At 72.8% G+C, this 26273-nt stretch carries 21 protein-coding genes and 1 tRNA gene; 10 read left to right on the top strand and 12 right to left on the bottom strand.

Features of this window, described 5'->3' with window-relative positions; genetic code table 11:
* The first annotated feature begins 89 nt into the window (after positions 1-89).
* From AB0398_RS20905 to AB0398_RS20875, 7 genes are all read left to right on the top strand, one after another.
* A complete protein-coding gene (locus AB0398_RS20905; RefSeq protein WP_366377086.1) occupies positions 90-1970 on the top strand; it encodes a PQQ-binding-like beta-propeller repeat protein in 1881 nt (626 codons plus the stop codon).
* 13 nt (positions 1971-1983) lie between these two features.
* On the top strand, positions 1984-3792 hold the full coding sequence (locus AB0398_RS20900) for a PQQ-binding-like beta-propeller repeat protein (protein ID WP_366377085.1): 1809 nt from the start codon (positions 1984-1986) through the stop codon (positions 3790-3792).
* A gap of 191 nt (positions 3793-3983) precedes the next feature.
* The gene (locus AB0398_RS20895; RefSeq protein WP_366377240.1) at positions 3984-4667 is read left to right on the top strand and encodes a response regulator transcription factor; all 684 of its coding nucleotides are present in this window, start codon (positions 3984-3986) and stop codon (positions 4665-4667) included.
* A 189-nt stretch (positions 4668-4856) separates the two neighbouring features.
* A complete protein-coding gene (gene galT, locus AB0398_RS20890; protein WP_366377084.1) occupies positions 4857-5900 on the top strand; it encodes a galactose-1-phosphate uridylyltransferase in 1044 nt (347 codons plus the stop codon).
* Positions 5897-6868, top strand: a complete 972-nt coding sequence (gene galE, locus AB0398_RS20885; RefSeq protein WP_366377083.1) for a UDP-glucose 4-epimerase GalE — start codon at positions 5897-5899, stop codon at positions 6866-6868. Before galT ends, galE begins: the two co-directional genes overlap by 4 nt.
* The gene (gene galK / locus AB0398_RS20880) at positions 6865-8004 is read left to right on the top strand and encodes a galactokinase (RefSeq protein WP_366377082.1); all 1140 of its coding nucleotides are present in this window, start codon (positions 6865-6867) and stop codon (positions 8002-8004) included. The genes galE and galK overlap by 4 nt, the downstream gene beginning before the upstream one ends.
* Before the next feature lie 297 nt (positions 8005-8301).
* A complete protein-coding gene (locus AB0398_RS20875; protein WP_366377081.1) occupies positions 8302-9090 on the top strand; it encodes a response regulator transcription factor in 789 nt (262 codons plus the stop codon).
* Here AB0398_RS20875 and AB0398_RS20870 read toward each other — a convergent pair.
* Positions 9049-9546 carry a MarR family transcriptional regulator gene (locus AB0398_RS20870; protein WP_366377080.1) on the bottom strand — a complete coding sequence of 166 codons (498 nt, stop codon included), beginning with the start codon at positions 9544-9546 and terminating at the stop codon, positions 9049-9051. The two genes, AB0398_RS20875 and AB0398_RS20870, sit on opposite strands and share 42 nt — an antisense overlap.
* A 163-nt stretch (positions 9547-9709) precedes the next feature.
* Between AB0398_RS20870 and AB0398_RS20865 the strand changes: the two genes are divergently transcribed.
* Positions 9710-10543: a trans-aconitate 2-methyltransferase gene (locus AB0398_RS20865; protein ID WP_366377079.1), complete on the top strand. Its 834-nt coding sequence runs from the start codon at positions 9710-9712 to the stop codon at positions 10541-10543.
* Positions 10544-10632: 89 nt separating this feature from the next.
* Here the strand turns inward: AB0398_RS20865 and AB0398_RS20860 are convergent, their stop codons facing one another.
* The 4 genes from AB0398_RS20860 to AB0398_RS20845 form a co-directional block, all read right to left on the bottom strand.
* Entirely contained in the window at positions 10633-12339 is a 1707-nt protein-coding gene (locus AB0398_RS20860; RefSeq protein WP_366377078.1) for a VCBS repeat-containing protein, read from the bottom strand.
* 281 nt (positions 12340-12620) lie between these two features.
* Positions 12621-14324 (bottom strand): VCBS repeat-containing protein, encoded by a 1704-nt coding sequence (locus AB0398_RS20855; RefSeq protein WP_366377077.1) that lies wholly within the window; start codon positions 14322-14324, stop codon positions 12621-12623.
* Positions 14325-14644: 320 nt separating this feature from the next.
* Entirely contained in the window at positions 14645-15334 is a 690-nt protein-coding gene (locus AB0398_RS20850) for a TetR/AcrR family transcriptional regulator (protein ID WP_366377239.1), read from the bottom strand.
* The gene (locus AB0398_RS20845; RefSeq protein WP_366377238.1) at positions 15334-16308 is read right to left on the bottom strand and encodes a fatty acid desaturase; all 975 of its coding nucleotides are present in this window, start codon (positions 16306-16308) and stop codon (positions 15334-15336) included. Before AB0398_RS20845 ends, AB0398_RS20850 begins: the two co-directional genes overlap by 1 nt.
* 270 nt (positions 16309-16578) lie before the next feature.
* On the opposite strand from AB0398_RS20845, the gene ppc reads away from it, so the two are divergent.
* A complete protein-coding gene (gene ppc / locus AB0398_RS20840) occupies positions 16579-19320 on the top strand; it encodes a phosphoenolpyruvate carboxylase (RefSeq protein WP_366377076.1) in 2742 nt (913 codons plus the stop codon).
* A gap of 72 nt (positions 19321-19392) precedes the next feature.
* On the opposite strand, the gene AB0398_RS20835 is transcribed toward ppc, so the two are convergent.
* The 6 genes from AB0398_RS20835 to AB0398_RS20810 all read right to left on the bottom strand — a co-directional run bounded on the left by AB0398_RS20835 (position 19393) and on the right by AB0398_RS20810 (position 24225).
* Positions 19393-19833 (bottom strand): hypothetical protein, encoded by a 441-nt coding sequence (locus AB0398_RS20835; RefSeq protein ID WP_366377075.1) that lies wholly within the window; start codon positions 19831-19833, stop codon positions 19393-19395.
* A 39-nt stretch (positions 19834-19872) separates the two neighbouring features.
* A complete protein-coding gene (pth, locus tag AB0398_RS20830; protein WP_366377074.1) occupies positions 19873-20469 on the bottom strand; it encodes an aminoacyl-tRNA hydrolase in 597 nt (198 codons plus the stop codon).
* Between the two features lie 130 nt (positions 20470-20599).
* Entirely contained in the window at positions 20600-21220 is a 621-nt protein-coding gene (locus AB0398_RS20825) for a 50S ribosomal protein L25/general stress protein Ctc (protein ID WP_366377073.1), read from the bottom strand.
* A gap of 241 nt (positions 21221-21461) precedes the next feature.
* Complete coding sequence (locus AB0398_RS20820; RefSeq protein WP_030216703.1) at positions 21462-22436, bottom strand: ribose-phosphate diphosphokinase; 975 nt, start codon at positions 22434-22436, stop codon at positions 21462-21464.
* 120 nt (positions 22437-22556) lie between these two features.
* Entirely contained in the window at positions 22557-23990 is a 1434-nt protein-coding gene (gene glmU, locus AB0398_RS20815; RefSeq protein WP_366377072.1) for a bifunctional UDP-N-acetylglucosamine diphosphorylase/glucosamine-1-phosphate N-acetyltransferase GlmU, read from the bottom strand.
* Between the two features lie 163 nt (positions 23991-24153).
* Positions 24154-24225, bottom strand: a tRNA-Gln gene (locus tag AB0398_RS20810).
* Positions 24226-24404: 179 nt separating this feature from the next.
* On the opposite strand from AB0398_RS20810, the gene AB0398_RS20805 reads away from it, so the two are divergent.
* Entirely contained in the window at positions 24405-25715 is a 1311-nt protein-coding gene (locus AB0398_RS20805; RefSeq protein WP_366377071.1) for a histidine kinase, read from the top strand.
* A 63-nt stretch (positions 25716-25778) separates the two neighbouring features.
* Here the strand turns inward: AB0398_RS20805 and AB0398_RS20800 are convergent, their stop codons facing one another.
* On the bottom strand, positions 25779-26267 hold the full coding sequence (locus AB0398_RS20800) for an SUKH-3 domain-containing protein (RefSeq protein ID WP_366377070.1): 489 nt from the start codon (positions 26265-26267) through the stop codon (positions 25779-25781).
* Positions 26268-26273 lie beyond the last annotated feature (6 nt).

Here is a 26273-nt window from a genome sequence, read left to right as displayed (position 1 = left end):
CTTGGGAACAAGGGGTGGACCGGTCGCTTTTGCGCCATCGCGTGAGTGGTAGAAAGAAAACCCGTTCACGCCTAGGGGGAAACCAGCCGATGACGCAGCCGCCCAGCAACCAGCCGCCGGGGGGCTTCGGAGCCCCCCAGGACCCGAACCAGCCCTCGGACCGGCCCCCGCAGCCGGGGCAGCCGCCCGTGCCGCCCGTCCCGCCGCAGACGCCGCCGCCCCCGCAGGGCCCGCCGCCGGCCGCGCCCGGCCCGTACGGACAGGCCCCGCAGCAGCCGGCGCCCGGCTATGGCCACCCGCAGCAGCCGGGCCAGCAGCCGGGGCAGCCCGGTCCGTACGGCCAGCAGCCCGGCCAGCCCGGCCAGCCCGGTCCGTACGGCCAGCCGGTGCCGCCGCCCTACGGCTACCCGCAGCAGGGTCAGCAGCCCGGCCCGTACGGCCAGCAGTCCAACCCCTACGGCGGCTACCCCACCCAGCCCGGACACCCCGGCGCCCCGACCCCGCCGCCGCCCGGCGGCGGTCCCGCCAAGAACCGGACCGCCCTCGTCGCCGGTGTGGCCGCCGCGGCCGTCCTGGTCGCCGCCGTCACCACCTGGGCCGTCGTCGGCGGCGGCGGTGACGACGAGAAGGACCCGGTGGCCCAGCCCACCGCCACCGCCCCCCCGACCTCCGGCGCCCCCAAGCCCTCGGAGTCGGTCGACCAGGGCGACGGCTCCGGCGACGGGCGCAACGGCGAGGAGGACCTCAACGCGGGCCGCCAGGACGGCGAGGCGAAGGTGAACTGGCTCGCGAAGAACACCGTCGACCTGCCCCGCAACGGCGCCGACGTCAAGGGCCCCTGGGTCGTCGGCGACACCGTCGTCAAGGCCATGTACAAGAGCGTCGAGGGCTACGACCTCACCACCGGCGCCGTGAAGTGGACCGTCCCCCTCCCGTTCGAGCTGTGCGCGGCCCCGACCGAGCCCTCCGCGAACGGGGTCATGGTCTTCGGGTACGAGGACAGCGCCAAGGACGGCGCCAAGTGCACCGAGCTCCAGCAGATCGACCTGAAGACCGGCAAGGCCGGCTGGAAGAAGGCCGTCCCGAAGGCCACCGGCCTCTTCGCCTTCTCCGACAACACCCTGACCATCAGCGGCGACACGGTCACCGCGGCCGGCTCCAGCAGCGCGTACGGCTTCTCGCTCGCCGACGGCCGGCAGCTCTTCACGGGCGCCACCAGCGGCTGCAAGCCCTTCGCCTACGCGGGCGGCAAGAAGCTGATCGCCGCCATGAGCTGCCCCTCGGGCGACACCTCCAAGAAGGTCCAGGCGGTCGGTGAGGTCGACCCCACCACCGGCAAGCCGAAGTTCACCTTCCAGCTGGAGGCGAACTGGGAGGTCGACAAGGTCTACTCGGTCGACCCGCTGGTCGTCTCGGCCACCCAGCGCGAGCAGAAGAAGTGGGGCGTCTTCGCCCTCCGTCCCGACGGCAAGCTGCGCTCCAACATCCAGGGCGGCACCGACAAGTTCGCCCCCTCGTGCGGCGGCAGCTTCGTCATCTTCGGCAAGAACCTCCAGGGCTGCACCGGCGTCGCCGCCGATGCGAACACCTTCTACATGGCGACCGACACCGGCTACGGCAAGGCCAACGAGATCGTCGCCTTCGACCTGAACAACGGCAAGGCCAAGTGGCGTTCCAAGGCCCCCGGCGAGCAGACGATCGTGCCGCTGCGCATGGAGGGCTCCGAGGTCCTGGCGTACGTGAAGGCCTCGTACAACAAGGGCGGTGCCGTCGCCACCGTCGCCCCGACCGGCGGCGCGCCGAAGATCGTGCTCCAGCACCCGGCCTCCACCGCCGATATCGAGAACAACTTCTACAGCGCCGGCTACGCCTACGGCAACGGCACCTTCGTCGTGGCGAGCGGACGCGTCTCCGCCACGAACGACAAGGAAGAGAAGCTGGTCAAGACGATGATGGCCTTCAGCAAGTGAGGTACACGGACCGATGACGCAGCCACCCCCGCCGAACCAGCCGCCGGACCCCCAGGGCGGCTTCGGAGCCCCGACGCCTCCGCCGCAGGAGCCCGGCTACGGCTACCCGCAGCAGCCCGGCCCCGGCTACGGCCACCCGCAGCAGCCTCCGGCCGACCAGGGCTACGGCTACCCCCAGCAGCCCCCGGCCGACCAGGGCTACGGCTACCCGCAGCAGCCCCCGTACGGCCACCCCGGGCAGCCCCAGCTGCCCCAGCCCGACCAGGGGTACGGCTACCCGGCCCAGCCGCAGGCCCCGTACGGCTACCCGACGCAGCCGCAGTACGGCGGCTACCAGCAGCCCGCCCCGCCGGCGTCCGGCGGCGGCAGGAAGCTGTCGGCGCAGCTCCAGATCGTCATCGCGGCGGCCGTCGCGATCGCCCTCATCGTCGGCTTCGGCATCTGGTACGCCACCTCCGGCGACGGCTCCGAGGAGGCCAAGGGCGCGGGCGGCACCACGCAGGGCTCCACGGGCGGCGGCGACACCGGTGCCCAGGGCGGCGGGGGAGGCAAGGAGAAGGCGCCCGCCGACACGCAGGCGAAGGTGGCCTTCAAGATCGACATCCCGAAGGTCCCGGACGTCACCGGCGTCACCGGCTCGTGGATCACCGACAAGGCGTTCGTGAAGCCCGGCGTCGACTCGCTGGTCGCCTACGACCTGGACAAGGGCGGCGTCCTGTGGACGCTGCCGCTGACCGGCCAGATGTGCGGCGCCTCGCGGCACGTCAGCGCCGACAACAAGCTGCCGATCCTCTTCGAGGCCGCCAAGCGGGTCGCGCCGCGCTACTTCCAGCAGTGCACCGAGGTCGGCGTGGTCGACCTGAACACCGGCAAGCTGGTGTGGTCCGACGCGGTCTCCCTCGGCGACGAGAAGGCGCGGCTCAGCGAGGTCACGCTCAGCGGGTCGACCGTCGCGGCCGGCGGCGGCGACGGCGGCGCGGCCTTCGACCTCAACAGCGGCAACCCGCGCTGGAAGCCGAAGGAGGACGCCAACCGCTGCTACGACCTGGGCTACGGCGGCGGCCCGGCCCTCGTCGCGGTCCGCAAGTGCGGCTCGTACGACAACCCGACCGTCCTCGTCCAGAACCTCGACCCGGTCTCGGGCAAGCCGCTCTCGCAGTACAAGATGCCGACCGGCGTCAAGTACGCCTCGGTCGTCTCCAGCCTGCCGCTGGTCGTCGCGGCCGACGTCGGCGAGACCGCCGGCGACGGCAGCGGCATCTCGGACTTCTTCTCGATCGACGAGAAGACCGGGAAGCTGAAGGCGAAGATCACGGCGGACGCGGACCAGTACGCGGCCCGCTGCCGCACGACCCAGGTCGAGTCCTGCACCCAGGCGCTCGTCGGCAACGGCAAGCTGTACGTGCCGACCGAGGAGCACGAGGGCAGCACCGGCGAGTACGGCTCCGAGACCAACGAGATCGTCGCCTTCGACCTGGCCACCGGGCGCATGGCGCCGGAGAAGGCCGACGCGGGCGACAAGTACACCTACGTCCCGATGCGGATGGACGGCGCCAGCCTCATCGCCTACAAGGAGGCGCCGTACGACAAGGGCGGCCGGGTCGTCTCGGTCGACGGGGCCACGATGAAGGAGACGCTGCTCCTGGAGAACCCGGCGGACAAGTCGCCCCAGAACCTGGAGCGGACCTTCACCCTGACCGGCGCCGACCTCCGTTACGCGGACGGCCGGCTCTTCATCTCGGACAACCTGCTCAGCAAGCCCCGGGAGTCGGACACCGGCCCCAAGGACTACCTGGCGGTCTCCTTCGCCGTCCCGCGCTGACGGCGCGACGGCACACGGCAGCGGGCCCCTCCGGACCACCGGAGGGGCCCGCTGCCGTCTCCGGCGGTCCCGTTCGCCCGCCCGGGCGGCCCGTGTCCGGGATTGGCGCGATACGGGGCGGGGGAGCGTGTAGCTTGCCGGGTTCAGGCCCGCCGGGACCTCCGGCGGGCGGAGGAGGGGGAATGACCGGGATGGGCGTACGCCTCGTGGTGGTCGACGACCACCGGCTGCACGCGGAGGCGCTCGCCTCGGCGCTGAAGCTGCGCGGGCACCGGGTGCTCGCGGCGGCCGCGCCGGTGGCGGGGGCCGCGGAGCTGGTGGTGGGCCGGGTGCCGGAGGTCTGCCTCCTGGGCACGGCGGCGCCGGACGGGCCGGGGGTCTTCGACCCGGTCGTGCGGATCAAGCGGGAGCGGCCGCAGGTGGCCGTGGTGGTGCTCGGCCCGGTGCCGTCGCCGCGCGGGATCGCGGCGGCGTTCGCGGCCGGGGCGTCGGGGTACGTCCGCCACGACGAGCGCATCGAGGGGGTCGAGCGGGCCCTGGTGAAGGCCAGGGCGGGCGAGTCGGCGGTGGCGCCGCAGCTCCTCCAGGGCGCCTTCGCGGAGCTGCTGCACCCGTCGGAGCAGCCGGACGACGAGGGGCAGCGGCTGCTGCGGCTGCTGACCCGGCGCGAGGTGGAGGTCCTGGTGCGGGTCGCGGAGGGCGAGGACACCCGGCTGATCGCGGTGGGGATGGGGATCGCGCCGAGCACGGCGCGGACGCACGTGCAGCGGGTCCTGATGAAGCTGGGGGTCGGCTCCCGTCTGGAGGCGGCGGCCCTGGCGGCCCGCACGGGCCTCCTGGACAGGGCCCTGCCAGGGCCTAGGGGCGCCTCCTAGGACCCCGCCCGGCATCCGTCCGGCATCCCGTCCGGCGTCCGTTCGGCATCCGTCCGGCATCCGTCCGGCGGAATCGCGCGGATCGCGCCCCGCGCCGGGGCGTGCTTCGCCATTGACGGCGATGTTTGAATGTGATTCTTTGTGCGTGGTTATGTTTGATCACGCTTGGTCCTGCCCGGAGGGCATCCCGTGAAGAAGACCGTCACCACGCTCGCCGACGGGCGCGAGCTCATCTACTACGACGCGCGTGAGGACACCGTCCGCACCGCCGCCGACCCCCGCCCCCTCACCCGCGTCGTCTCCCTCTCCGAGATCCGGTACGACGAGCTGACCGGCGACCCGGTCGCCGTCGCCTCCCACCGGCAGGACCGCACCTACCTCCCGCCGGCCGACGCCTGCCCGCTCTGCCCCTCCCGGGACGGCCGCGAGAGCGAGATCCCCGAGAAGGGCTACGAGGTGGCGGTCTTCGAGAACCGCTTCCCCTCCCTCTCCGGCGGCGTCGGCCGCTGCGAGGTCGTCTGCTTCACCGACGACCACACCGACTCCTTCGCCGACCTCACCGAGGAACGGGCCGCCCTCGTCCTCGACGCCTGGACCGACCGCACCGCCGCGCTCTCCGCCCTCCCCGGCGTCGAGCAGGTCTACTGCTTCGAGAACCGGGGCGCCGAGATCGGCGTCACCCTGCCCCACGCCCACGGCCAGATCTACGCCTTCCCCTACGTGACGCCCCGGACGGCGGCCATGCGGCGCCGGATCGACGAGCACCGGGAGGCCACCGGACGGAACCTCTTCGACGACGTCGTCGCCCGGGAACGGACCGACGGCGAGCGGGTGGTCCTGGAGACCGACCACTGGATCGCCTTCGTGCCGTACGCCGCCCACTGGCCCTACGAGGTGCACCTCCACCCGAAGCGGCGGGTGCCCGACCTGCTCGCCCTCGACGGCGACGCCCGCACAGAGTGTCCACAGGTCCTTCTGGAACTCTTGAGGCGCTTCGACCGGATCTTCGGCCCGGACGCACCGCCGACCCCCTACATCGCCGCCTGGCACCAGGCGCCGTTCACGGACGGGCGGCGCGAGGACTTCGGGCTCCACCTGGAGCTCTTCACCGTCCGACGGGCCCCGGACAAGCTCAAGTTCCTCGCGGGCACCGAGTCCGGCATGGGGGCCTTCATGAACGACGTGCGGCCGGAGGACGCGGCCCGACGACTGCGAGAGGTGGCGAGCGCATGACGCGCAGGTATCTGGTGACAGGCGGAGCGGGGTACGTGGGCGGCGTCGTCGCCGCCCACCTCCTGGAACGGGGCCACCGGGTCACCGTCCTCGACGACCTCTCCACCGGCTTCGCCGAAGGCGTCCCGGAGGGCGCCGAGTTCGTCGAGGGACGCGTCCAGGACGCCGCGCGGTGGCTCGACGGCTCCTACGACGCCGTCCTGCACTTCGCCGCCTCCTCCCAGGTCGGCGAGTCCGTCGCCGAGCCCGAGAAGTACTGGGAGAACAACGTCGGCGGCACCATGGCCCTGCTCGCCGCCATGCGCGCGGCCGGGGTCCGCCGCCTCGTCTTCTCCTCCACCGCCGCCACCTACGGCGAGCCGGAGACCGTGCCGATCCCCGAGACCGCGCCCACCGCCCCCACCAGCCCCTACGGGGCGACCAAGCTCGCCGTGGACCACATGATCGGCGGCGAGTGCGCCGCCCACGGCCTGGCCGCCGTCTCGCTGCGGTACTTCAACGTGGCCGGGGCGTACGGCCCGTACGGCGAGCGCCACGAGCCCGAGTCGCACCTGATCCCGCTCGTCCTCCAGGTCGCCCTGGGCCGGCGCGAGGCGATCTCCGTGTACGGCGAGGACTACCCGACCCCGGACGGCACCTGCGTCCGCGACTACATCCACGTCGCCGACCTCGCCGAGGCCCACCTCCTCGCCCTCGACGCCATGACGGCGGGCGAGCACCTGATCTGCAACCTGGGCAACGGCAACGGCTTCTCCGTCCGCGAGGTCGTCGAGACCGTCCGGAAGGTCACCGGCCACCCGGTTCCCGAGGTCGTCGCCCCGCGCCGCCCCGGCGACCCCGCCGTCCTCGTCGCCTCCGCCGACACCGCGCGCGAACGGCTCGGCTGGACCCCCTCCCGCCCCGACCTGGCGGACGTCGTCACCGACGCCTGGGCCTTCGCCCGGAGCAGAGAAGGAGAGCGCCCGTGAGCGTCGCGGCCGGATTCGAGAGCCTCTACGGGACCGCCCCCGACGGGATCTGGGCGGCCCCCGGGCGGGTCAACCTCATCGGGGAGTACACCGACTTCAACGACGGCTTCGTGCTGCCGCTCGCCCTCCCGCACACCGCCGTCGCCGCCGTCTCCCGCCGCGACGACGGCGTCCTGCGGCTGCACTCGGCCGACGTCGACGGCGGAGTCGTCCAGCTGGCCGTGGACTCCCTCGAACCGCTCTCCGGCGGCGGCTGGGCGGCCTACCCGGCCGGGGTCGTCTGGGCGCTGCGGGAGGCCGGGCACCCGGTGACGGGGGCCGACCTGCACCTCTCCTCGACCGTGCCGACCGGCGCCGGACTCTCCTCCTCGGCCGCCCTGGAGGTCGTCACCGCGCTCGCCCTGAACGACCTGTTCGGGCTCGGGCTCTCCCGGCCCGAGCTGGCCCGGCTCGCCCAGCGCGCCGAGAACGCCTTCGTCGGCGTGCCCTGCGGGATCATGGACCAGATGGCCTCCGCCTGCGCGGAGGAGGGCCACGCCCTCCACCTGGACACCCGCGACCTGTCGTACCGCCGGGTCCCCTTCGACCTGGCCGCCGAGGGGCTGACGCTGCTGGTCGTCGACACCCGCGTGAAGCACGCGCTCGGGGACGGCGCGTACGCCGAGCGGCGCGCCGGGTGCGAGGCGGGCGCGCGGGCGCTCGGCGTGCGCACCCTGCGCGAGGTCGACGCCGCGCGTCTGCCGGAAGCGCTCGCACGGCTGGACGACGAGACGGTCCGGCGGTACGTGCGGCACGTCGTCTCGGACAACGCGCGCGTGGAGCGGACGATCGCGCTGCTGGACGCCGGCGACCCCCGGGCGGTCGGCCCGGTCCTCACCGAGGGCCACGCCTCCCTCCGGGACGACCTGCGGGTCTCCTGCCCCGAACTGGACCTGGTGGTCGAGTCGGCGAACGCGGCCGGGGCGCTGGGCGCCCGGATGACCGGCGGCGGCTTCGGCGGCTCGGCCGTCGTCCTGGTGGAGACCGACCGGGCGGAGAAGGTCGCCGCCGCCGTCGGGGAGGCCTTCGCCCTGGCCGGGCACGCGGCCCCGGGCGTCTTCCCGGCCGTCCCCTCGGCGGGCGCCCGCCGCCTCTGAGGAGACCCGCCGCCGAGAGCGTCCGCCGCCTTCGGGGAGCCCTTTCCGGCCCCGGCCCACGGCGGTTCCGGCCGCCGCCCCCGACAGTTCCGCGATTCGGCCCCCGCCGTGACGCACCGCCCCTACCCTGAGGGGCGGTGCCGGCGGGGGCCGACGCCGTCCAGGGGACGAGAACCGCCGGGTACGGCGCCGTGGGCGGGGGTATCTGTCCACGCACGGCGGCGGCCGTGTCCCACGACGGACCCGCCCCCGGCGCCGTGCCCGCGCCGGTCCGTTCCTCGACGCATGGGGGTGTCCGTGGCACGTATCCGGGTCCTGGTGGTGGACGACCACCGGATCTTCGCCGAGTCGCTGGCCGCCGCCCTCGCGGCGGAGCCGGACGTCGACGTCGCCGCGGCGGGCAGCGGCCCGGCCGCCCTGCGCTGTCTGGAGCGGGGCGCGGCGGAGGGGCGCAGGTTCGACGTGCTGCTCGTCGACGCCGAGCTGGGCGCGGGCCCGCCCGGGACGGCCGTGGCCCGCGTGGTGCCCGACGACGGCGAGGGCGCGGTGGACGGGATCTCCCTGGTGGCCGGGGTGCGCCGGATCCAGCCGGCCCTCCGGACCGTCGTCCTCGCGGAGCGGGACGACCCGCACCGGGCCGCGCTCGCCCTCCAGGCCGGGGCGTCGGGCTGGGTCGCGAAGGACTGCTCGCTCCAGCGGCTGCTCGCGGTGGTCCGGGGGGTCCTCAGGGACGAGACGCACCTGCCGCCGGCCCTGCTCACGGGCGTCCTGCGGGAGCTGACGGCGGCCCGCAAGCACCGCACCGACAGCGAGCGGCTCGTGGAGTCGCTGACCCCGCGCGAGCGGGAGGTGCTGCGCTGCATGGTCGCGGGCCTGGGCCGCAAGGCGGTCGCCGAGCGCCTCTTCCTGTCCCCGCACACCGTCCGCACCCACATGCAGAACGTGCTGGGGAAGCTGGGCGTGCACTCGACGCTGGCGGCGGTGGCCCTGGCCCGCCGCGCGGGCGTGGGGCCCGCGGAGCCGCTGCCGGCGGCCGCGGCCGTCCTAGCCGGGGACGTTGTCGAACGGGGCGGTCAGCCGGCGTAGCAGGGCGGCCAGTTCGGCGCGCTGGGCGCCGGAGAGCCGGGCCAGGATGGCGCGCTCCTGGGCGAGGAGCCCGGCGAGCGCCTCGTCGGCGCGGTCGCGGCCCTCGGGGGTGAGCCGGACGAGGACCCCGCGGCGGTCGCTGGGGTCGGGGAGCCGCTCGACGAGGCCCTTCTTGGCGAGCCGGTCGATGCGGTTGGTCATGGTCCCGGAGGTGACCAGGGTCTGGGTGAGGAGCTGGCCGGGGGAGAGCTGGTAGGGCGCTCCGGCACGGCGCAGCGAGGTGAGGACGTCGAACTCCCAGGGCTCCAGCTGGTGCTCGGAGAAGGCGAGCCGACGGGCGCGGTCGAGGTGCCGGGCGAGCCGCGAGACGCGGCTGAGCACCTCGAGCGGTTCCACGTCGAGGTCGGGGCGCTCGCGGCGCCATGCTGCGACCAGTCGGTCGACCTCGTCCTCCATGACGATCAGTGTAGAGGGTCTGTTGACATAAAGTCTCTTCAGCTGAAGTTTCTTTATGTAAAGATTCTTGACATCAAGATATAGTTCGTCGAACTATGGGGAAGGGACCCGGCCGGAACACCGTTCCGCTTCGGCCATTCGTTCCAGCAAGGGGGCTTCGAACATGCATTCCGTGGAATCCGCCGCGCCCACGTGGGATCCGCAGCAGTACCTGCGCCACTCCGGGCACCGCGCCCGGCCCTTCCTCGATCTGCTCGCCCGAATACCGCACCTGCCGGCCACGGGCCGGCCCGCCCGCATCGCCGACCTCGGCTGCGGCCCCGGCAACGTGACGGCCCTCCTCGCCGACCGGTGGGCCGACGCGCACATCACCGGGTTCGACCTCTCGCCCGAGATGCTGGAACGGGCCGACAAGGACTGGGCGGGGGCCACCGGGGGAGGCGGCTGGATCGACTTCCGGCCCGCCGACGCCGCCCACTGGACCCCGGACGAGCCCTACGACCTGATCGTCTCCAACGCCGCCCTCCAGTGGGTCCCCAACCACCCCGAGTCCTTCGCCCGCTGGATCGACGGACTGCGCCCCGGCGGCAGCTTCGCCTTCCAGGTCCCCGGCAACTTCGTCTCGCCCAGCCACGCCCTGCTCGGCGACCTCTGCGACAGCCCCGGGTGGCGCGACCGCCTCGGCGACCAGGGGCGCCGCTTCGTCCACGTCCTCGGCACCGCCGAGTACCTCGACCGCCTCGTCGGCCTCGGCTGCGAGGCGGACGTCTGGGAGACCACGTACTGCCAGCTCCTCCAGGGCGAGGACCCCGTCCTCGACTGGGTGAAGGGCACCGCGCTGCGGCCCGTCCTCACCGCCCTGGGCGACGACCGGGAGGCGGTCGACGCCTTCCTCGGCCAGTACCGCGCCCTCCTGCGCGAGGCCTACCCGCCCGGCCCGCACGGCACGGTCTTCCCGTTCCGGCGCGTCTTCGCCGTCGCCCGCAAACCGGCCTGAACATCGACCGGCTCGGACGTCGACCGGCCTGAACGCGCGGACGCCCCGCACCGGATGACCGGTACGGGGCGCCCGCGGGCTCGGGCCCGTCAGGAGATCGAGTTGTAGATCTGGAAGCCGGGGCCGAACCTGGCCCGCGCCGAGAACTTGCCCGGCGTGGTGTTCAGGTAGGTGAACAGGTCGCCGTTGTGGGCGACGCCGATGAGGTCGGCCTTGCCGTCGGCGTTCAGGTCGCCGGGGGAGACCAGCTTGGCGTAGGTCTGCCAGCCGGGACCGATCTTCACGCGGCCCTTGAACGGAGCGGTCGCGGTGCCGGTGCCCGGGTAGAGGTAGAGGTCGCCGCCCGGGGTGGTGGCCAGGATGTCCGTACGGCCGTCGCCGGTGTGGTCGCCCGCACCGACGATCTTGTCGTACGCGCCCCAGCCGGGGCCGATCTTGATCCGGCCGCCGAAGGCGGTGCCCGCGCCATTGCCCGCGTACAGGTAGAGGACGCCGGACTTGTCCCGGGCCAGCAGGTCGCCCTTGCCGTCGCCGGTCAGGTCGCCCGGGCCCACGATCCGGTCGTAGGCGTCCCAGCCGGGGCCGATGTACTCGCCCTCGACGTAGAGGTCGCCGTAGGTGAGGATGCCGAGGTCCGAGAGGCCGTCCCCGTTCAGCGAGGAGAAGTGCAGGGGGACGAAGGTGTCGTTGAAGGAGCCGTTGTCGGAGGCCAGTACGCGCGGGCTCGGCTTGCCGACGGTGTCGTTGCTGTACCAGTAGAGGGCTCCGGCGGGCGTGGTGGCGAAGAAGCCCTCCTTGCCGGTGTACGCGGTGCCGCCGCCGTTGGCGAAGTGGACGATGCCCTTCATGCTGCCCGTGCTGCCGGACTTCTGGCGCCCGGCCAGGGTGCCGTTGCCCTTGCCCGGGTAGACGTACAGCGTGCCCACGTTGTCCCGGGCCAGCAGGAAGCCGTCGCCGCCGGGCAGGAGCTGGGTGTAGGTGCCCCAGCCGCCGCCGATGGCCTTGCGTGCGCCGAACGGCGCGGCCGGCTTGCCGGTGCCGGCGTAGAACCACAGCGTGCCGGCGTTGTCGCGGGCGTACAGGTCGGCCCTGCCGTCGCCGTTGGCGTCGCTGAAGCCCACGATCTGGTCGTACGCGCCCCAGCCGGGGCCGATCGACGTCCGGGCCCCGAGCGGCTTCGACAGGTTACCGGTGCCCAGGTACAGGTACAGGTACCCGTCCTTGGTGCGGGCGATCACGTCGGCGCGGCCGTCGCCGTTCACGTCACCGGGCGAGGTGACCTTGTTGTAGACCTGCCAGCCGCCGCCCACGAGCGACGAGGTCGGCGTGCCGTACGGGCCGGCGTCGCGGTGCAGCCTCAGCGTGCCGTTCTCGGAGAGGGCGAGCACCTCGGGCTCGCCCGCGCCGCCCTGGTTGCCGATCGGGATGATCTCCTTCGCGACGTCGTCGGTACGGAGGAGGTCGAACAGGTCGCCCTGGCCGCTGGACGTGGCGGAGTAGAGCTCGCCGTCCACGGCGCGGAAGATGAGGTCCTCGAAGCCGTCGCGGTCCAGGTCGGACAGCAGCGGCGCGGCCTTGGCCGTGGCGGTGGCGGCGCCCGCGCGGACTTCCCGCTGAGGGAGCGTCAGCTGCGGAGGCGTGAAGGAGGGCGCCTTCTGCTGGACTGCCCCCTTGGTGACGGCCGGAGGCGGCGTCGGGTCGGCGGACGCGGGGCCCGCCAGGAGCATGCCCGCGGAGAGGGCGAGAGCGGTGCAGGCGGCGACGCGGCCGGCACGCTTGGAGTGCGCGAAGAACAAGAGATTCCCCCCAGGGATCAGAGGTGCGGCGAACTCGAACGAGAAAAGAGGTCGGACGAGAGGGCTCGCACGGCATCGAACGGCGTCGGCGCGGGCCCTGCGGGCACGCCGAGACGGCTTCGTTCGAAGATGGGAACACCCCCCCGGATGTTGAACATGATCCTACCCCGGGCCCCACGGTCTGCCAGGGGTTTTGTTCGGGGGATCCGGAGCCTCCCGGATCCCCCGGACGGGCCGTGCCGAACGCCCGTCGGCCCGCGGGCCGACGGGACGCAGGGCCGTCAGGACAGGGAGTCGTAGATCTGGAACCCGGAGCCGAACACGACGCGCGCGGAGAACACGCCCGGCGCGGTGTTGAGGTAGCGGTAGAGCTTGCCGTCGGGGGCGACGCCGATGAGGTCGGCCTTGCCGTCCGCGTCGAGGTCGCCGGGGGCGACCAGCTTGGCGTAGGTCTGCCAGCCGGGACCGATCTTCACCCGGTCCTTGAACGGAGCGGTCGCGCTGCCGGTGCCGGCGTACAGATAGAGGTCGCCGCCCGGAGTGCGGGCCAGGATGTCCGTACGGCCGTCGCCGGTGTGGTCGCCCGCGCCGACGATCCGGTCGTACGCGCCCCAGCCGGGGCCGACCTTGATCCGGCCGCCGAAGGCGGTGCCCGCGCCGTTGCCCGCGTACAGGTAGAGGACGCCGGACTTGTCCCGGGCCAGCAGGTCGCCCTTCCCGTCACCGGTCAGGTCGCCCGGACCCACGAGCACGTCGTAGGCGTCCCAGCCGGGGCCGATGTACGCGCCCTCGACGTAGAGGCCGCCCCGGTCGACCCACGCGACGTCCGACGAGGCGTCCGGGTCCAGCGAGGACAGGTGCGCGAGGCCGACCCCCGCCCAGCCACCCGCTTCGCCGATCTGCCCCCGGTCGGCGAGCAGGCCGTCGGTCCTGCTGCCGTACCAGAACAGCGTGCCGGCCCTGTCCCGCGCCAGGACGCCCTCCTTCTCGCCGGTGACCGGGATGTTGCCCGCGCCGCCGAACTGCGGGACGCCCGCCCAGTAGCCCGTGCTGCCGGACTGCCGGCGGGTCGCGAAGGAGCCCTTGCCCACGCCGACGTAGTACCAGAAGGTGCCCTTCTTGTCGCGGGCGACCAGCTCCCCGTTGCCGTCCGCGTTGTCGTCGCCGACGGCGAGGATCTGGTTGTACGCGTTCCAGCCGCCGCCGACGGCCTTGCGGGCGCCGAACGGCGCCGACTTGTCGCCCTTGCCGGGGTAGAACCACAGGACGCCCGCGGGGTCGCGGGCCAGCAGGTCGGCCCAGCCGTCGCCGTTGTTGTCGCCGATGCCGAGGAGCTGGTCGTACATGTTCCAGCCGGGGCCGACCTTCACGCGCGCGGAGAACGGCTCCTTGCGGTCGCCGGTGGCGTAGTACAAGTACAGGTTCCCGGCGTGGTCGCGGGCCAGCAGGTCGGCGCGGCCGTCGTCGTTCACGTCGCCGGGCGCGAGGACCTTGTTGTAGGTCTGCCAGCCGGTGCCCCGCCAGGCGTACGAGGCGGTGGTGGGCGTGGCGTTCTCGTACAGGGAGAGCACGCCGCTCGGCGAGAGCGTCAGGACCTCGGGGCCGGCGTTGCCGTCCTGGTCCCCGATCGGGATGACGTCCTTGACGGGCTCCGTGGCCTCCGCGAGGAAGGGCCCGCCCCCGTCCGTCGTCGTGGCGGTGTAGAGGCCGCCGTTCCAGGCACGGTAGACCAGGTCGCCGTACCCGTCGCGGTCGAAGTCCGACAGCAGCGGAGAGGGACGGGCCGTGGACGCCCCCGCGGCGCCCGGGCGGGCCGCGCCGGCGGCCTCCGGGATCCGCAGGGTCGGCGGGGCGAAGCCGGGCGCCGGCTTCTCGACGGCCGGGCGGGGCGAGGGCCTGTCGGCCGACGCCGGGGTCGCGAGCAGCATGCCCGCGGAGAGGACGAGAGCGGTGCAGGCCGCGAGGCGCGCACGCGTGGAACGCACAGAACGCAAGAGATCCCCCCCAGGGATCAGATGACCACGGACCGGGTGCGGGGCTCTGCGACACCCGCGCGCGTGGAGGACGCGCGCCGGGGGCGAACACCCTCCCGGTTTCGGCAGGAGCATATCCCGCCCCTCCGACAGGGCGTCGACGCGTACGCCCGGCAACCGGGGACGCCCTCCGGCTGCCGGGTCCGAACCTTCCCGCCCACGGTCCGCCCTGTCGCCCGGCCCCACGGGCCCCGCCTCGCCGGTAGGTCTCACCGGTCCGCCCTGTCGGCCCGCCCGGTCAGACCCCGGACCCCGCCGGTGCCACCGGCCCGTCAGCTCTTCCGGTGGCCTATCAGCCGCGGCTTCTGCTCCAGCCCGTCCAGGCCGTGCCACGCCAGGTTCACCAGGTGCGCCGCGACCTCCGCCTTCTTCGGGCGGCGCACGTCCAGCCACCACTGGCCCGTCAGGGCCACACTGCCCACCAGCGCCTGCGCGTACAGCGGCGCCAGCTTCGGATCGAACCCCCGCGCCTTGAACTCCAGGCCCAGGATGTCCTCCACCTGCGTGGCGATGTCGCTGATCAGCGACGCGAACGTGCCCGTCGACTGCGCCACCGGCGAATCCCGTACGAGGATCCGGAAGCCGTCCGTGTAGTTCTCGATGTAGTCGAGCAGCGCGAACGCCGCCTGCTCCAGGAGCTCCCGCGGATGCCCCGCCGTCAGCGCCCCCGTCACCCCGTCCAGGAGCTGGCGCATCTCCCGGTCCACCACGACCGCGTAAAGCCCCTCCTTGCCCCCGAAGTGCTCGTACACCACCGGCTTGGAGACCCCGGCCTTCGCCGCGATCTCCTCCACCGACGTGCCCTCGAAGCCCTTCGCGGCGAACAGCGTGCGGCCGATGTCGAGCAGCTGCTCCCGGCGCTCCGCGCCCGTCATCCGCACCCGGCGCCCGCGCCGGGGCTTCTGCTCTCCGCCGCTGCCGCCACTGCCGCCGGTCCTGCCCTCGATCGCCACGTCCTCCATCATGCCGCGTCTGCGGACACGCCCTGGCGGCGGGCTTCGATGCGGGACTTCGCCGGCCAGCGCACGTCGTACGCCCAGCCCGCCTTCTCGAACCAGCGGATCAGCCGCGCGCTGGAGTCGATCTGCCCGCGCAGCACCCCGTGCCGCGCCGACGTCGGGTCCGCGTGGTGCAGGTTGTGCCACGACTCGCCGCAGGAGAGGACCGCCAGCCACCACACGTTGCCCGAGCGGTCGCGCGACTTGAACGGCCGCTTGCCCACCGCGTGGCAGATCGAGTTGATCGACCACGTCACGTGGTGCAGCAGCGCCACCCGCACCAGCGAGCCCCAGAGGAACGCCGTGAACGCGCCCCACCACGACCACGTCACCAGACCGCCCACCAGCGGCGGGATCGCCAGCGACACGACCGTCCACAGCACGAACTGGCGCGAGATCGCCCGCAGCGCTGGATCCTTGATCAGATCGGGGGCGTACTTGTGCTGCGGCGTCCGCTCCTCGTCGAACATCCAGCCGATGTGCGCCCACCACAGGCCCTTCATCAGCGCCGGGACCGTCTCGCCGAACCGCCACGGCGAATGCGGGTCGCCCTCCGCGTCCGAGAACTTGTGGTGCTTGCGGTGGTCCGCCACCCAGCGCACCAGCGGGCCCTCCACCGCCAGCGACCCCATGATCGCGAGCGCGATCCGCAGCGGCCGCTTCGCCTTGAACGAGCCGTGCGTGAAGTACCGGTGGAAACCGATCGTGATCCCGTGGCAGCCGATGAAGTACATCGCCACCAGCAGGCCGAGATCCAGCCAGCTCACCCCCCGGCCCCACGCCAGCGGCACCGCCGCGAGGACCGCCAGGAACGGCACCACGATGAACAGCGTCAGGGCGATCTGCTCGACCGACCCCTTCCTGTCACCGCCCAGCGTGGCGAAGGGCAGGGCCCCGGCGCCGTCCGGACCGTCCGGCGCCTCCGGCGCCGAGGTCATCTCGGGACTCATGGTCATGGGTCTCCCTGGGAGGTGAGGGCAGAAGGGGTGACGCGCGCGGAAACGCGCACGTGAACAGTCCCGTGGCTACGGCTCCGTAACCTACGGTGTCGTAAGTATGGCAGCGTCGTGGCGCGCGGCAAGAGGGCACAAGAGGGGTCCGGCCGCCACCGGAGGGACGGCCACCTATCCTTGGTGCGTCGGACAGCGCGGTCCGCAAGCCTCCAGAACACCTCCAGACGTGCTGAAACACTGCAAGGAGCCGCACCTGTGAGCAGTGCCGACCAGACCTCCACCGCCAGCACCGAGCTGCGCGCCGACATCCGCCGACTGGGCGACCTCCTGGGCGAGACCCTCGTCCGGCAGGAGGGCCACGAACTCCTCGACCTCGTCGAGCGCGTCCGCGGCCTCACCCGCGAGGACGGCGAGGCCGCCGCCGAGCTGCTCCGCGGCGTCGAACTCGAGACGGCCGCCAAGCTCGTGCGCGCCTTCTCCACCTACTTCCACCTCGCGAACGTCACCGAGCAGGTCCACCGCGGCCGCGAGCTCCGCGAGAAGCGCGCCGCCGAGGGCGGCCTCCTCGCCCGCACCGTCGACATGCTCAAGGACGGCGACCCCGAGCACGTCCGCGAAACCGTCAAGAACCTCAACGTGCGGCCCGTCTTCACCGCGCACCCCACCGAGGCCGCCCGCCGCTCCGTCCTCAACAAGCTGCGCCGGATCGCCGCCCTCCTGGAGACGCCGATCGCCCAGGCCGACCGGCGCCGCACCGACCTGCGCCTCGCCGAGAACATCGACCTCATCTGGCAGACCGACGAACTCCGGGTCGTCCGACCCGAGCCCGCCGACGAGGCCCGCAACGCCATCTACTACCTCGACGAGCTGCACGCCGGCGCCGTCGGCGACGTCCTGGAGGACCTCGCCGCCGAGCTGGAGCGCGTCGGCGTCGAGCTGCCCGCCGGCACCCGCCCGCTCACCTTCGGCACCTGGATCGGCGGCGACCGCGACGGCAACCCCAACGTCACCCCCCAGGTCACCCGCGACATCCTGATCCTCCAGCACGAGCACGGCATCACCGACGCCCTCGAACTGGTCGACTTCCTGCGCGGACTCCTCTCCAACTCCATCCGCTACACCGGAGCCACCCCGGAGCTCCTGGAGTCCCTCGGGCGCGACCTGGAACTCCTCCCCGAGATCAGCCCCCGCTACAAGCGCCTCAACGCCGAGGAGCCGTACCGGCTCAAGGCCACCTGCGTCCGGCAGAAGCTCGTCAACACCCGTGAGCGCCTCGCCACCGGCACCGCCCACCAGGAGGGCCGCGACTACCTCGGCACCGCCGAGCTGATCGACGACCTCACCCTCATCCAGACCTCGCTGCGCGAGCACCGCGGCGCCCTCTTCGCCGACGGGCGCATGGACCGGGTCATCCGCACCCTCTCCGCCTTCGGCCTCCAGCTCGCCACCATGGACGTCCGCGAGCACGCCGAGGCCCACCACCACGCCCTCGGCCAGCTCTTCGACCGCCTCGGCGAGGAGTCCTGGCGGTACGCGGACATGCCCCGCGACTACCGGCAGAAGCTGCTCGCCAAGGAGCTGCGCTCGCGCCGCCCGCTCGCCCCCACCCCGGCCCCCCTCGACGCCGCCGGAGAGAAGACCCTCGGCGTCTTCCACACCGTCAAGGAGGCCTTCGAGCGCTTCGGCCCCGAGGTCATCGAGTCGTACATCATCTCGATGTGCCAGGGCGCCGACGACGTCTTCGCCGCCGCCGTCCTCGCCCGCGAGGCCGGCCTCGTCGACCTGCACGCCGGCTGGGCCAAGATCGGCATCGTGCCGCTCCTGGAGACCACCGACGAGCTCAAGGCCGCCGACGTCATCCTCAACGACATGCTGGCCGACCCCTCCTACCGGCGCCTCGTCTCGCTCCGCGGCGACGTCCAGGAGGTCATGCTCGGCTACTCCGACTCCTCCAAGTTCGGCGGCATCACCACCTCCCAGTGGGAGATCCACCGCGCCCAGCGGCGCCTGCGCGACGTCGCCCACCGCTACGGCGTCCGCCTGCGCCTCTTCCACGGCCGCGGCGGCACCGTCGGCCGCGGCGGCGGCCCCTCCCACGACGCCATCCTCGCCCAGCCCTGGGGCACCCTGGAGGGCGAGATCAAGGTGACCGAGCAGGGCGAGGTCATCTCCGACAAGTACCTCATCCCGTCCCTCGCCCGCGAGAACCTCGAACTGACCGTCGCCGCCACCCTGCAGGCCTCCGCCCTGCACACCGCGCCGCGCCAGTCCGACGAGGCCCTCGCCCGCTGGGACGCGGCCATGGACACCGTCTCCGACGCCGCCCACACCGCCTACCGCAAGCTCGTCGAGGACCCCGGCCTGCCGGCGTACTTCCTCGCCTCCACCCCCGTCGACCAGCTCGCCGACCTGCACCTGGGCTCACGGCCCTCGCGCCGCCCCGGCTCCGGCGTCTCCCTCGACGGACTCCGCGCCATCCCGTGGGTCTTCGGCTGGACCCAGTCCCGCCAGATCGTCCCCGGCTGGTTCGGCGTCGGCTCCGGCCTCAAGGCCCTGCGCGAGGGGGGCTCGCAGCAGGAAGGCGCCCCGGTCCTCGGCGAGATGTACGAGCACTGGCACTTCTTCCGCAACTTCCTCTCCAACGTGGAGATGACGCTCGCGAAGACCGACCTGCGCATCGCCCGCCACTACGTCGACACCCTGGTCCCCGACGACCTCAAGCACGTCTTCGACACCATCCGGGCCGAGCACGAGCTGACCGTCTCCGAGGTCCTCAAGATCACCGGCGGCGAGAAGCTCCTCGACTCCAACCCGGTCCTCCAGCAGACCTTCGCCATCCGCGACGCCTACCTGGACCCGATCTCCTACCTCCAGGTCGCCCTCCTCGCCCGCCAGCGCGCGGCCGCCGAGCACGAGGAGGACCCGGACCCGCTGCTCGCGCGGGCCCTGCTCCTCACGGTGAACGGCGTGGCGGCGGGCCTGCGCAACACCGGCTGACCCCGCCTCGCACGGACATGAAGGAGCCCCTTCCGGGACAGACCCCGGAAGGGGCTCCTTCACACGTACCGCTCAGAGCGCGAAGAACGCCGCCACGAGCAACCCCCCGCCGAGCCCCGCGAACGACCACGCTGTCCGGGGCAGCCGCAGCCACCCGACCAGCGGCGCCGCGAGCAGCAGCGCACCGCCCAGCGGCAGCCAGGCGTGCAGCCCGCCGCCCCAGCCCGCCCGTACGCCCTCGTCCGTGCCCGGCTTCACCACCACCGGGATCGTCGCCCCCGGCTCCGCCGCCACCGAGCGCCCTATCGTCAGCGCGCGGCGCGCCGAGCCGGGCTCCCCGGGAACGTAGCGCCCGCTGCACGTCTCCTCGCCGCAGGCCGTCACCGTCAAAGTGCCGTGCTCGCGCCCCTTGCCCAGCAGCACGTGCTGGGCCGAGGCCCACGAGGTCCACACGCCCGCGACGACGAGGAGCAGGGCGACCAGGGCCAGGGCGGCGTTACGGACGTGCGTCATGACCCGCGATCGTACATCCGTGCGTCCGTACGGCCGGCCTCAGGAGTTGTACGCGGACTGCGCCCGTTCGAGGCCCTCCGCCACCAGGCACTCCACCGCGTCCGCCGCCCGGTCCACGAACCAGTCCAGGTCCTTGCGCTCCGCCGACGAGAAGTCCTTCAGGACGAAGTCCGCGACCTGCATCCGGCCCGGCGGACGCCCGATCCCGCACCGCACCCGGTGGTAGTCGGCGCCCATCGCCTTCGTCATCGACTTCAGGCCGTTGTGCCCGTTGTCGCCGCCGCCCAGCTTCAGCCGCAGCACCCCGTAGTCGACGTCCAGTTCGTCGTGGACCGCCACCACGTGCGCCGTCGGCACCTTGTAGAAGTCGCGCAGCGCCGTCACCGGACCGCCCGACAGGTTCATGTACGACATCGGCTTCGCCAGGACCACCCGGCGGCTCGAAGGCCCGGGCGGGCCCATCCGGCCCTCCACGACCTGCGCCTGTGCCTTCTGGGCCCGCTTGAACGAGCCGCGGATCCGCTCCGCGAGCAGGTCCACGACCATGAAGCCGATGTTGTGGCGGTTCGCCGCGTACTCGGGCCCCGGGTTGCCGAGGCCGACGATCAGCCAGGGGGCGTCGGCGTCGTCCGTCATGTGCGTCAGGTCTCCTCGTGTCCGTAAGCCGTGGTGTCCGTACGCCGTCGCGTCCGTACCCGTACAAGGGAAACGGGGTGACGGGCCGTGCGGCCCGGTCACCCCGTCACGTCGAGCAAGAGCCTACGGCTCAGGCCTCGTCGCCCTCGGCGGCGGCCTCGACGGCCTCGCCCTCGGCGACCTCGGTGCCCTCGGCGGCCGGCTCCTCGGCCTGGGCGGCCAGGACCTGGAGGACGACGGCGTCGGCGTCGGTCACCAGGGTGGTGCCCTTGGGGAGCTCGATGTCCTTGGCGAGGACGGAGGCACCGGCCTCCAGGCCCTCGACGGAGACCGAGAAGGACTCGGGCAGGTGGGTGGCCTCGGCCTCGACCGAGAGGGTGTTCAGCACGTGCTCCAGGAGGTTGCCACCGGCGGCCAGCTCGCCCTCGGCCTGGACCGGAACCTCGACGGTGACCTTCTCGCCGCGCTTCACGAGGATCAGGTCGACGTGCTCCAGGAAGCCCTTCAGCGGGTCGCGCTGCACGGCCTTCGGGATCGCCAGCTCCTGGCCCTTGCCGTCGATGTCGAGCGAGAGCAGGACGTTCGGCGTACGCAGGGCGAGCAGCAGCTCGTGGCCCGGGAGGGTCAGGTGGACCGGGTCCGTGCCGTGGCCGTAGAGGACGACGGGGACCTGGTTGGCACGACGGATCCTGCGGGCGGCGCCCTTGCCGAACTCCGAACGGGCGGAGGCGGCGATCTTGACCTCGGACATGTGGCACTCCTCGTAGAAGGTGACGGAAGACGTGGTCACCCGGCCACGACTGGCGATGGCCTGCTACGAAGAGCGCGTCGATAACGGACCGCCGTGAACCCCTACGGGTACGGCCTCCCTCGCCGAGCAACCCCGGCAGTCTACCCGCCGTCCCCCCGACCGCCCAAATGGATCAGCGGGAGCACGGGAAAGGGCCGCCTCCCCACCGGGGAAACGGCCCTTCCCACTCCTTCTCGGAGGCTCAGTGCTCCTCGAAGAGGCTCGTCACCGAACCGTCCTCGAACACCTCGCGCACCGCGCGCGCGATCGTCGGCGCGATCGAGAGCACCGTGATCTTGTCCAGCTCCAGGGCGCCCGGAACCGGCAGCGTGTCCGTGAACACGAACTCGCTGACCTTCGAGTTCTTCAGACGGTCGGCCGCCGGACCCGACAGGATGCCGTGCGTCGCCGTCACGATGACGTCCTCGGCGCCGTGCGCGAACAGGGCGTCCGCCGCCGCGCAGATCGTGCCGCCCGTGTCGACCATGTCGTCCACCAGGACGCACACGCGGCCCTTCACGTCACCGACGACCTCGTGCACGGTCACCTGGTTGGCGACGTCCTTGTCACGCCGCTTGTGCACGATCGCCAGCGGGGCGTCCAGACGGTCGCACCAGCGGTCGGCGACCCGCACGCGGCCCGCGTCCGGGGAGACGATCGTCAGCTTGGAGCGGTCGACCTTCGCGCCCACGTAGTCCGCGAGGACCGGCAGCGCCGACAGGTGGTCCACCGGGCCGTCGAAGAAGCCCTGGATCTGGTCCGTGTGCAGGTCCACGGTCAGGATCCGGTGCGCGCCCGCCGTCTTCAGCAGGTCCGCCACCAGACGCGCCGAGATCGGCTCGCGGCCGCGGTGCTTCTTGTCCTGACGGGCGTAGCCGTACGACGGGATGATCACGGTGATGCTGCGGGCCGAGGCCCGCTTCAGCGCATCGATCATGATCAGCTGCTCCATGATCCACTTGTTGATCGGAGCCGTGTGGCTCTGGATCAGGAAGCAGTCCGCACCACGGGCCGACTCCTGGAAGCGGACGTAGATCTCACCGTTGGCGAAGTCGAACGCCTTGGTGGGAACGAGGCCGACGCCCAGCTGGTGCGCGACCTCCTCGGCCAGCTCGGGGTGGGCGCGGCCGGAGAAGAGCATCAGCTTCTTCTCGCCGGTCGTCTTGATCCCGGTCACAGCACTGTCTCCTCAGACGTGTTCCCTGGCCGCGATCCCGCGCTCCCGTGCGCGTGAGCGAACCAGCCGAATTTGTGTGCACGTATCACGGTACGCCGAGTTCGGCGTAGCCGTTTCCGGTCAGCTTTCGCCGGCGGAACCCTCCGAGCCGGCCTGAGCGGCCTGCGCGGCGGCGCTGCCGGGCCGCTTCCGGGCCACCCAGCCCTCGATATTCCGCTGCTGGCCCCGGGCCACGGCCAGGGCGCCGGCCGGCACGTCCTTCGTGATCACGGACCCGGCGGCCGTGTAGGCGCCGTCCCCGATCGTGACGGGAGCCACAAACATGTTGTCCGAGCCGGTCTTGCAGTGCGACCCGATCGTGGTGTGGTGCTTCGCCTCGCCGTCGTAGTTCACGAAGACGCTCGCCGCGCCGATGTTCGTGTACTCGCCGATCGTCGCGTCGCCCACGTACGACAGGTGGGGGACCTTGGTGCCCTCGCCGATCGTCGCGTTCTTCATCTCGACGTACGTGCCCGCCTTGGCCTTCGCGCCGAGGTTCGTGCCCGGACGCAGATACGCGTACGGGCCCACGGAGGCGCCCGCGCCGACCGTGGCCGAATCCGCCACCGTGTTGTCCACCCGGGCGCCCGCGCCGACGGTGGTGTCCTTCAGGCGCGTGTTCGGGCCGACCACGGCGTCCTCGCCGACGTGCGTGGCGCCCAGGAGCTGCGTACCGGGCAGGAGCACCGCGTCCTGCTCGAAGGTCACCGTCACGTCGACGAACACCGAACCGGGGTCGACGACGGTCACGCCGGCGAGCATGGCGCGCTCCAGGAGGCGCCGGTTCAGCAGGCCGCGGGCCTCGGCGAGCTGCACCCGGTTGTTGATCCCGAGGATCTCGCGGTGGTCGGCGGCCACGGAGGCGCCGACCCGGTGCCCGGCCTCGCGCAGGATCGACAGCACGTCGGTGAGGTACTCCTCGCCCTGGCTGTTGTCGGTCCGCACCTGGCCCAGGGCCTCGGCGAGCAGCTTCCCGTCGAACGCGAAGACGCCGGAGTTGATCTCCCGGATCGCGCGCTGCTCGTCGGAGGCGTCCTTGTGCTCGACGATCTCGGTCACGGCGCCGGTCGCCGCGTCCCGCACGATCCGCCCGTAACCGGTGGAGTCGGGGACCTCGGCGCTCAGCACGGTGACGGCGTTGCCGTCGGCCGCGTGGGCGTCCGCCAGGGCGCGCAGGGTCTCGCCGGAGAGCAGCGGGGTGTCGCCGCAGACGACCACGACGGTCCCCTCGGGCGCCTCGCCCAGCTCTTCCAGGGCCGTGCGCACCGCGTGCCCGGTGCCGTTCTGCTCCTCCTGGACGGCGGTGCGGGTGCCGGCGTAGTGCTCCTCCAGGTGTCCCCGCACCTGCTCCCGGGCGTGCCCGACGACCACGACGAGGTGCTCGGGCTCCAGCTCACGGGCGGCGGACACAACGTGCCCGACGAGCGAACGTCCGGCGATCTCGTGCAGGACCTTGGGGGTCTTCGACTTCATGCGGGTGCCCTCACCCGCCGCGAGGACGACGACGGCTGCCAAGGGGGCCTCCCCTGTTCGAGTGGAGCCGAGAACTTGGGGGAGGTTGGCGCTCACGGGAATGCCCTTCGGCTTTGGGTGGTGGACGCACGAAGGATACCGGGGGGTCGGGGGGCGGACATGAGCGCGGGTCCTGACCGTGGAGGCCAGGACCCGCGACGCACAGCTCCCCCGCCAGGACTCGAACCCGGACATAGGGCACCAAAAGCCCCAGTGCTGCCAATTACACCACAGGGGATGGCGTATGAGGCCAAAACGGACATCTCGTCAGTCCCGTACCCCGGCGGCCTCTACTATGCCGTACCAGGCCCCTTCCATGCGACGGTACGGCTCCGCGTTCCCGGAGATCCGGATCATGGGACGGCCGGGTCGCCGTCGCGGGACTCCCTGCCGCAGCCCGCCCGTAGGGTGGTGGGCATGACCGTAACGGGGGCAGATCGGGACGCCGCGGGCGTCGGGGGCCGGTGGTGGGGGAGACGGCGGAGCGCCGTCCTCGACGTGGGACTCGCGGTCGTGTCCGCGCTGGAGTGCGGGCTCGAAGGCGTCGGCTTCGCGGAGAAGGCCGTACTGCCCGTGCCCCTCGGGGTGGTGTTCGGGCTGCTCGTCGGCTCCGTGCTCGTCGTGCGCCGCCGCTGGCCCATCGCCGTCGTCCTCGTGTCGATCGCCGTCTCGTCCGCCGAGATGGGCTTCCTGATGGGGATCGTCGGTCTCTACACGCTCGCCGCCTCCGACGTGCCGCGCCGGATCACCGCCGTCCTGGCCGGAATGTCCACGACGGCCGTGTTCGTCGTGACGGTGGTCTCGCTGCGGCAGGACATCGCCCGCGCCGAGCTGGAGACGAGCAGCTGGTACGTGCCGGGCATGGCGCTCCTCCTGACCCTCGGGCTCAACGCGCCGCCCCTCCTCCTCGGCCTCTACATAGGGGCCCGCCGCCGGCTCATGGAGAGCCTGCGGGAGCGGGCCGACAGCCTGGAGCAGGAGCTGTCGCTCCTCGCCGACCGGGCCGAGCAGCGGGCCCAGTGGGCCCGGCAGGAGGAGCGGACCCGGATCGCCCGCGAGATGCACGACGTCGTCGCGCACCGGGTGTCGCTGATGGTCGTGCACGCCGCCGCGCTCCAGGCGGTGGCCCTGAAGGACCCGCAGAAGGCGGTGAAGAACGCCGCCCTCGTCGGCGACATGGGCCGGCAGGCGCTGACCGAGCTGAGGGAGATGCTCGGGGTGCTGCGGGAGGGGACCGTGCCCGCCGCCCCCGCGCCGGTGCCGCTGGCCGCCGTCGGGCGGGCCGCCGCCGCGGCCGCCGAGGCCGCCGCCGACGACGGGCCGTGCCTGGACGCCCTGGAGGCGCTGTGCGAGCAGTCGCGGCTCGCGGGGGCGGTCGTGGAGCTCGTGGTGACGGGTGAGGTGCGCGCGTACCCGCCGGAGCTGGAGCGCACGGCGTACCGCGTGGTGCAGGAGGCCCTGACCAACGTCCACAAGCACGCGGTGGGCGCCGAGGTCGTGGTGCGGCTGGCGCACCGCGGGGCGGAGTTCGCGATGCAGGTGGAGAACGGCCCGTGCCCCTCGGACGCGGGGGCCGCCGACGTCGGTCTGCCGAGCGGGGGCAACGGGCTCGTGGGGATGCGGGAGCGGGTCTCCCGGCTGGGCGGCGCGTTCGTGTCCGGTCCGACGGACGCGGGCGGCTTCAAGGTGTCGGCGGTGCTGCCGGTGCGGGAGCCGGAGGCGGTGTAGGGCCTGTCCTCCGGATCGGGCCCCGGGGCGTGTCCGGCGGGGCTCCTTTCGTCCTCGTACGGCCTACCCCGCCGTCAGCCGTGTCGGCTGCGACCCCGTCACCAGGGCCGAGAGCGCCGCGTCGATGTCCTTGCCGAGGTACCAGTCGCCCGCGTGGTCGAGGCTGTAGACGCGGCCCTCCGCGTCCATCGCCAGGACCGCCCGGTGGTCGCCCTCCTCCCCGAGCGGTGCGAGTTCGGTGTCCAGGGCGCGGCCGAGGTCCGCGAGGGTGCGGGAGAGGTGGAGGCCGGCGAGCGGGTCGAAGCGGACGGCGGCGGGGGCTATCTGCCGGCCGTACCCGGGCGCGGTGATCCGCAGGCCGCCGAACTCCGCCCAGGCCTCGACGACGGCGGGGAAGACGCTGTGCCGGTGGCCGGCGGGGGAGACGTGGGCGCGCAGGGCGTCGGCCCACTCCTCGGCGAGCTTGATGTCCCAGCGGCCGGGCTGCCAGCCGGCCTCGCGGAGGGCGGCGTCGACGTTGACCGGGAAGCGGGTGGTGCTGTGGTCGGGCATGGAGAT

Source organism: Streptomyces sp. NPDC086147 (assembly GCF_040702165.1).
Taxonomy (GTDB): Bacteria; Actinomycetota; Actinomycetes; order Streptomycetales; family Streptomycetaceae; genus Streptomyces.
Note: the sequence above shows the minus strand (reverse complement) of the source record. Positions and strands in the feature narration are given on the sequence as shown.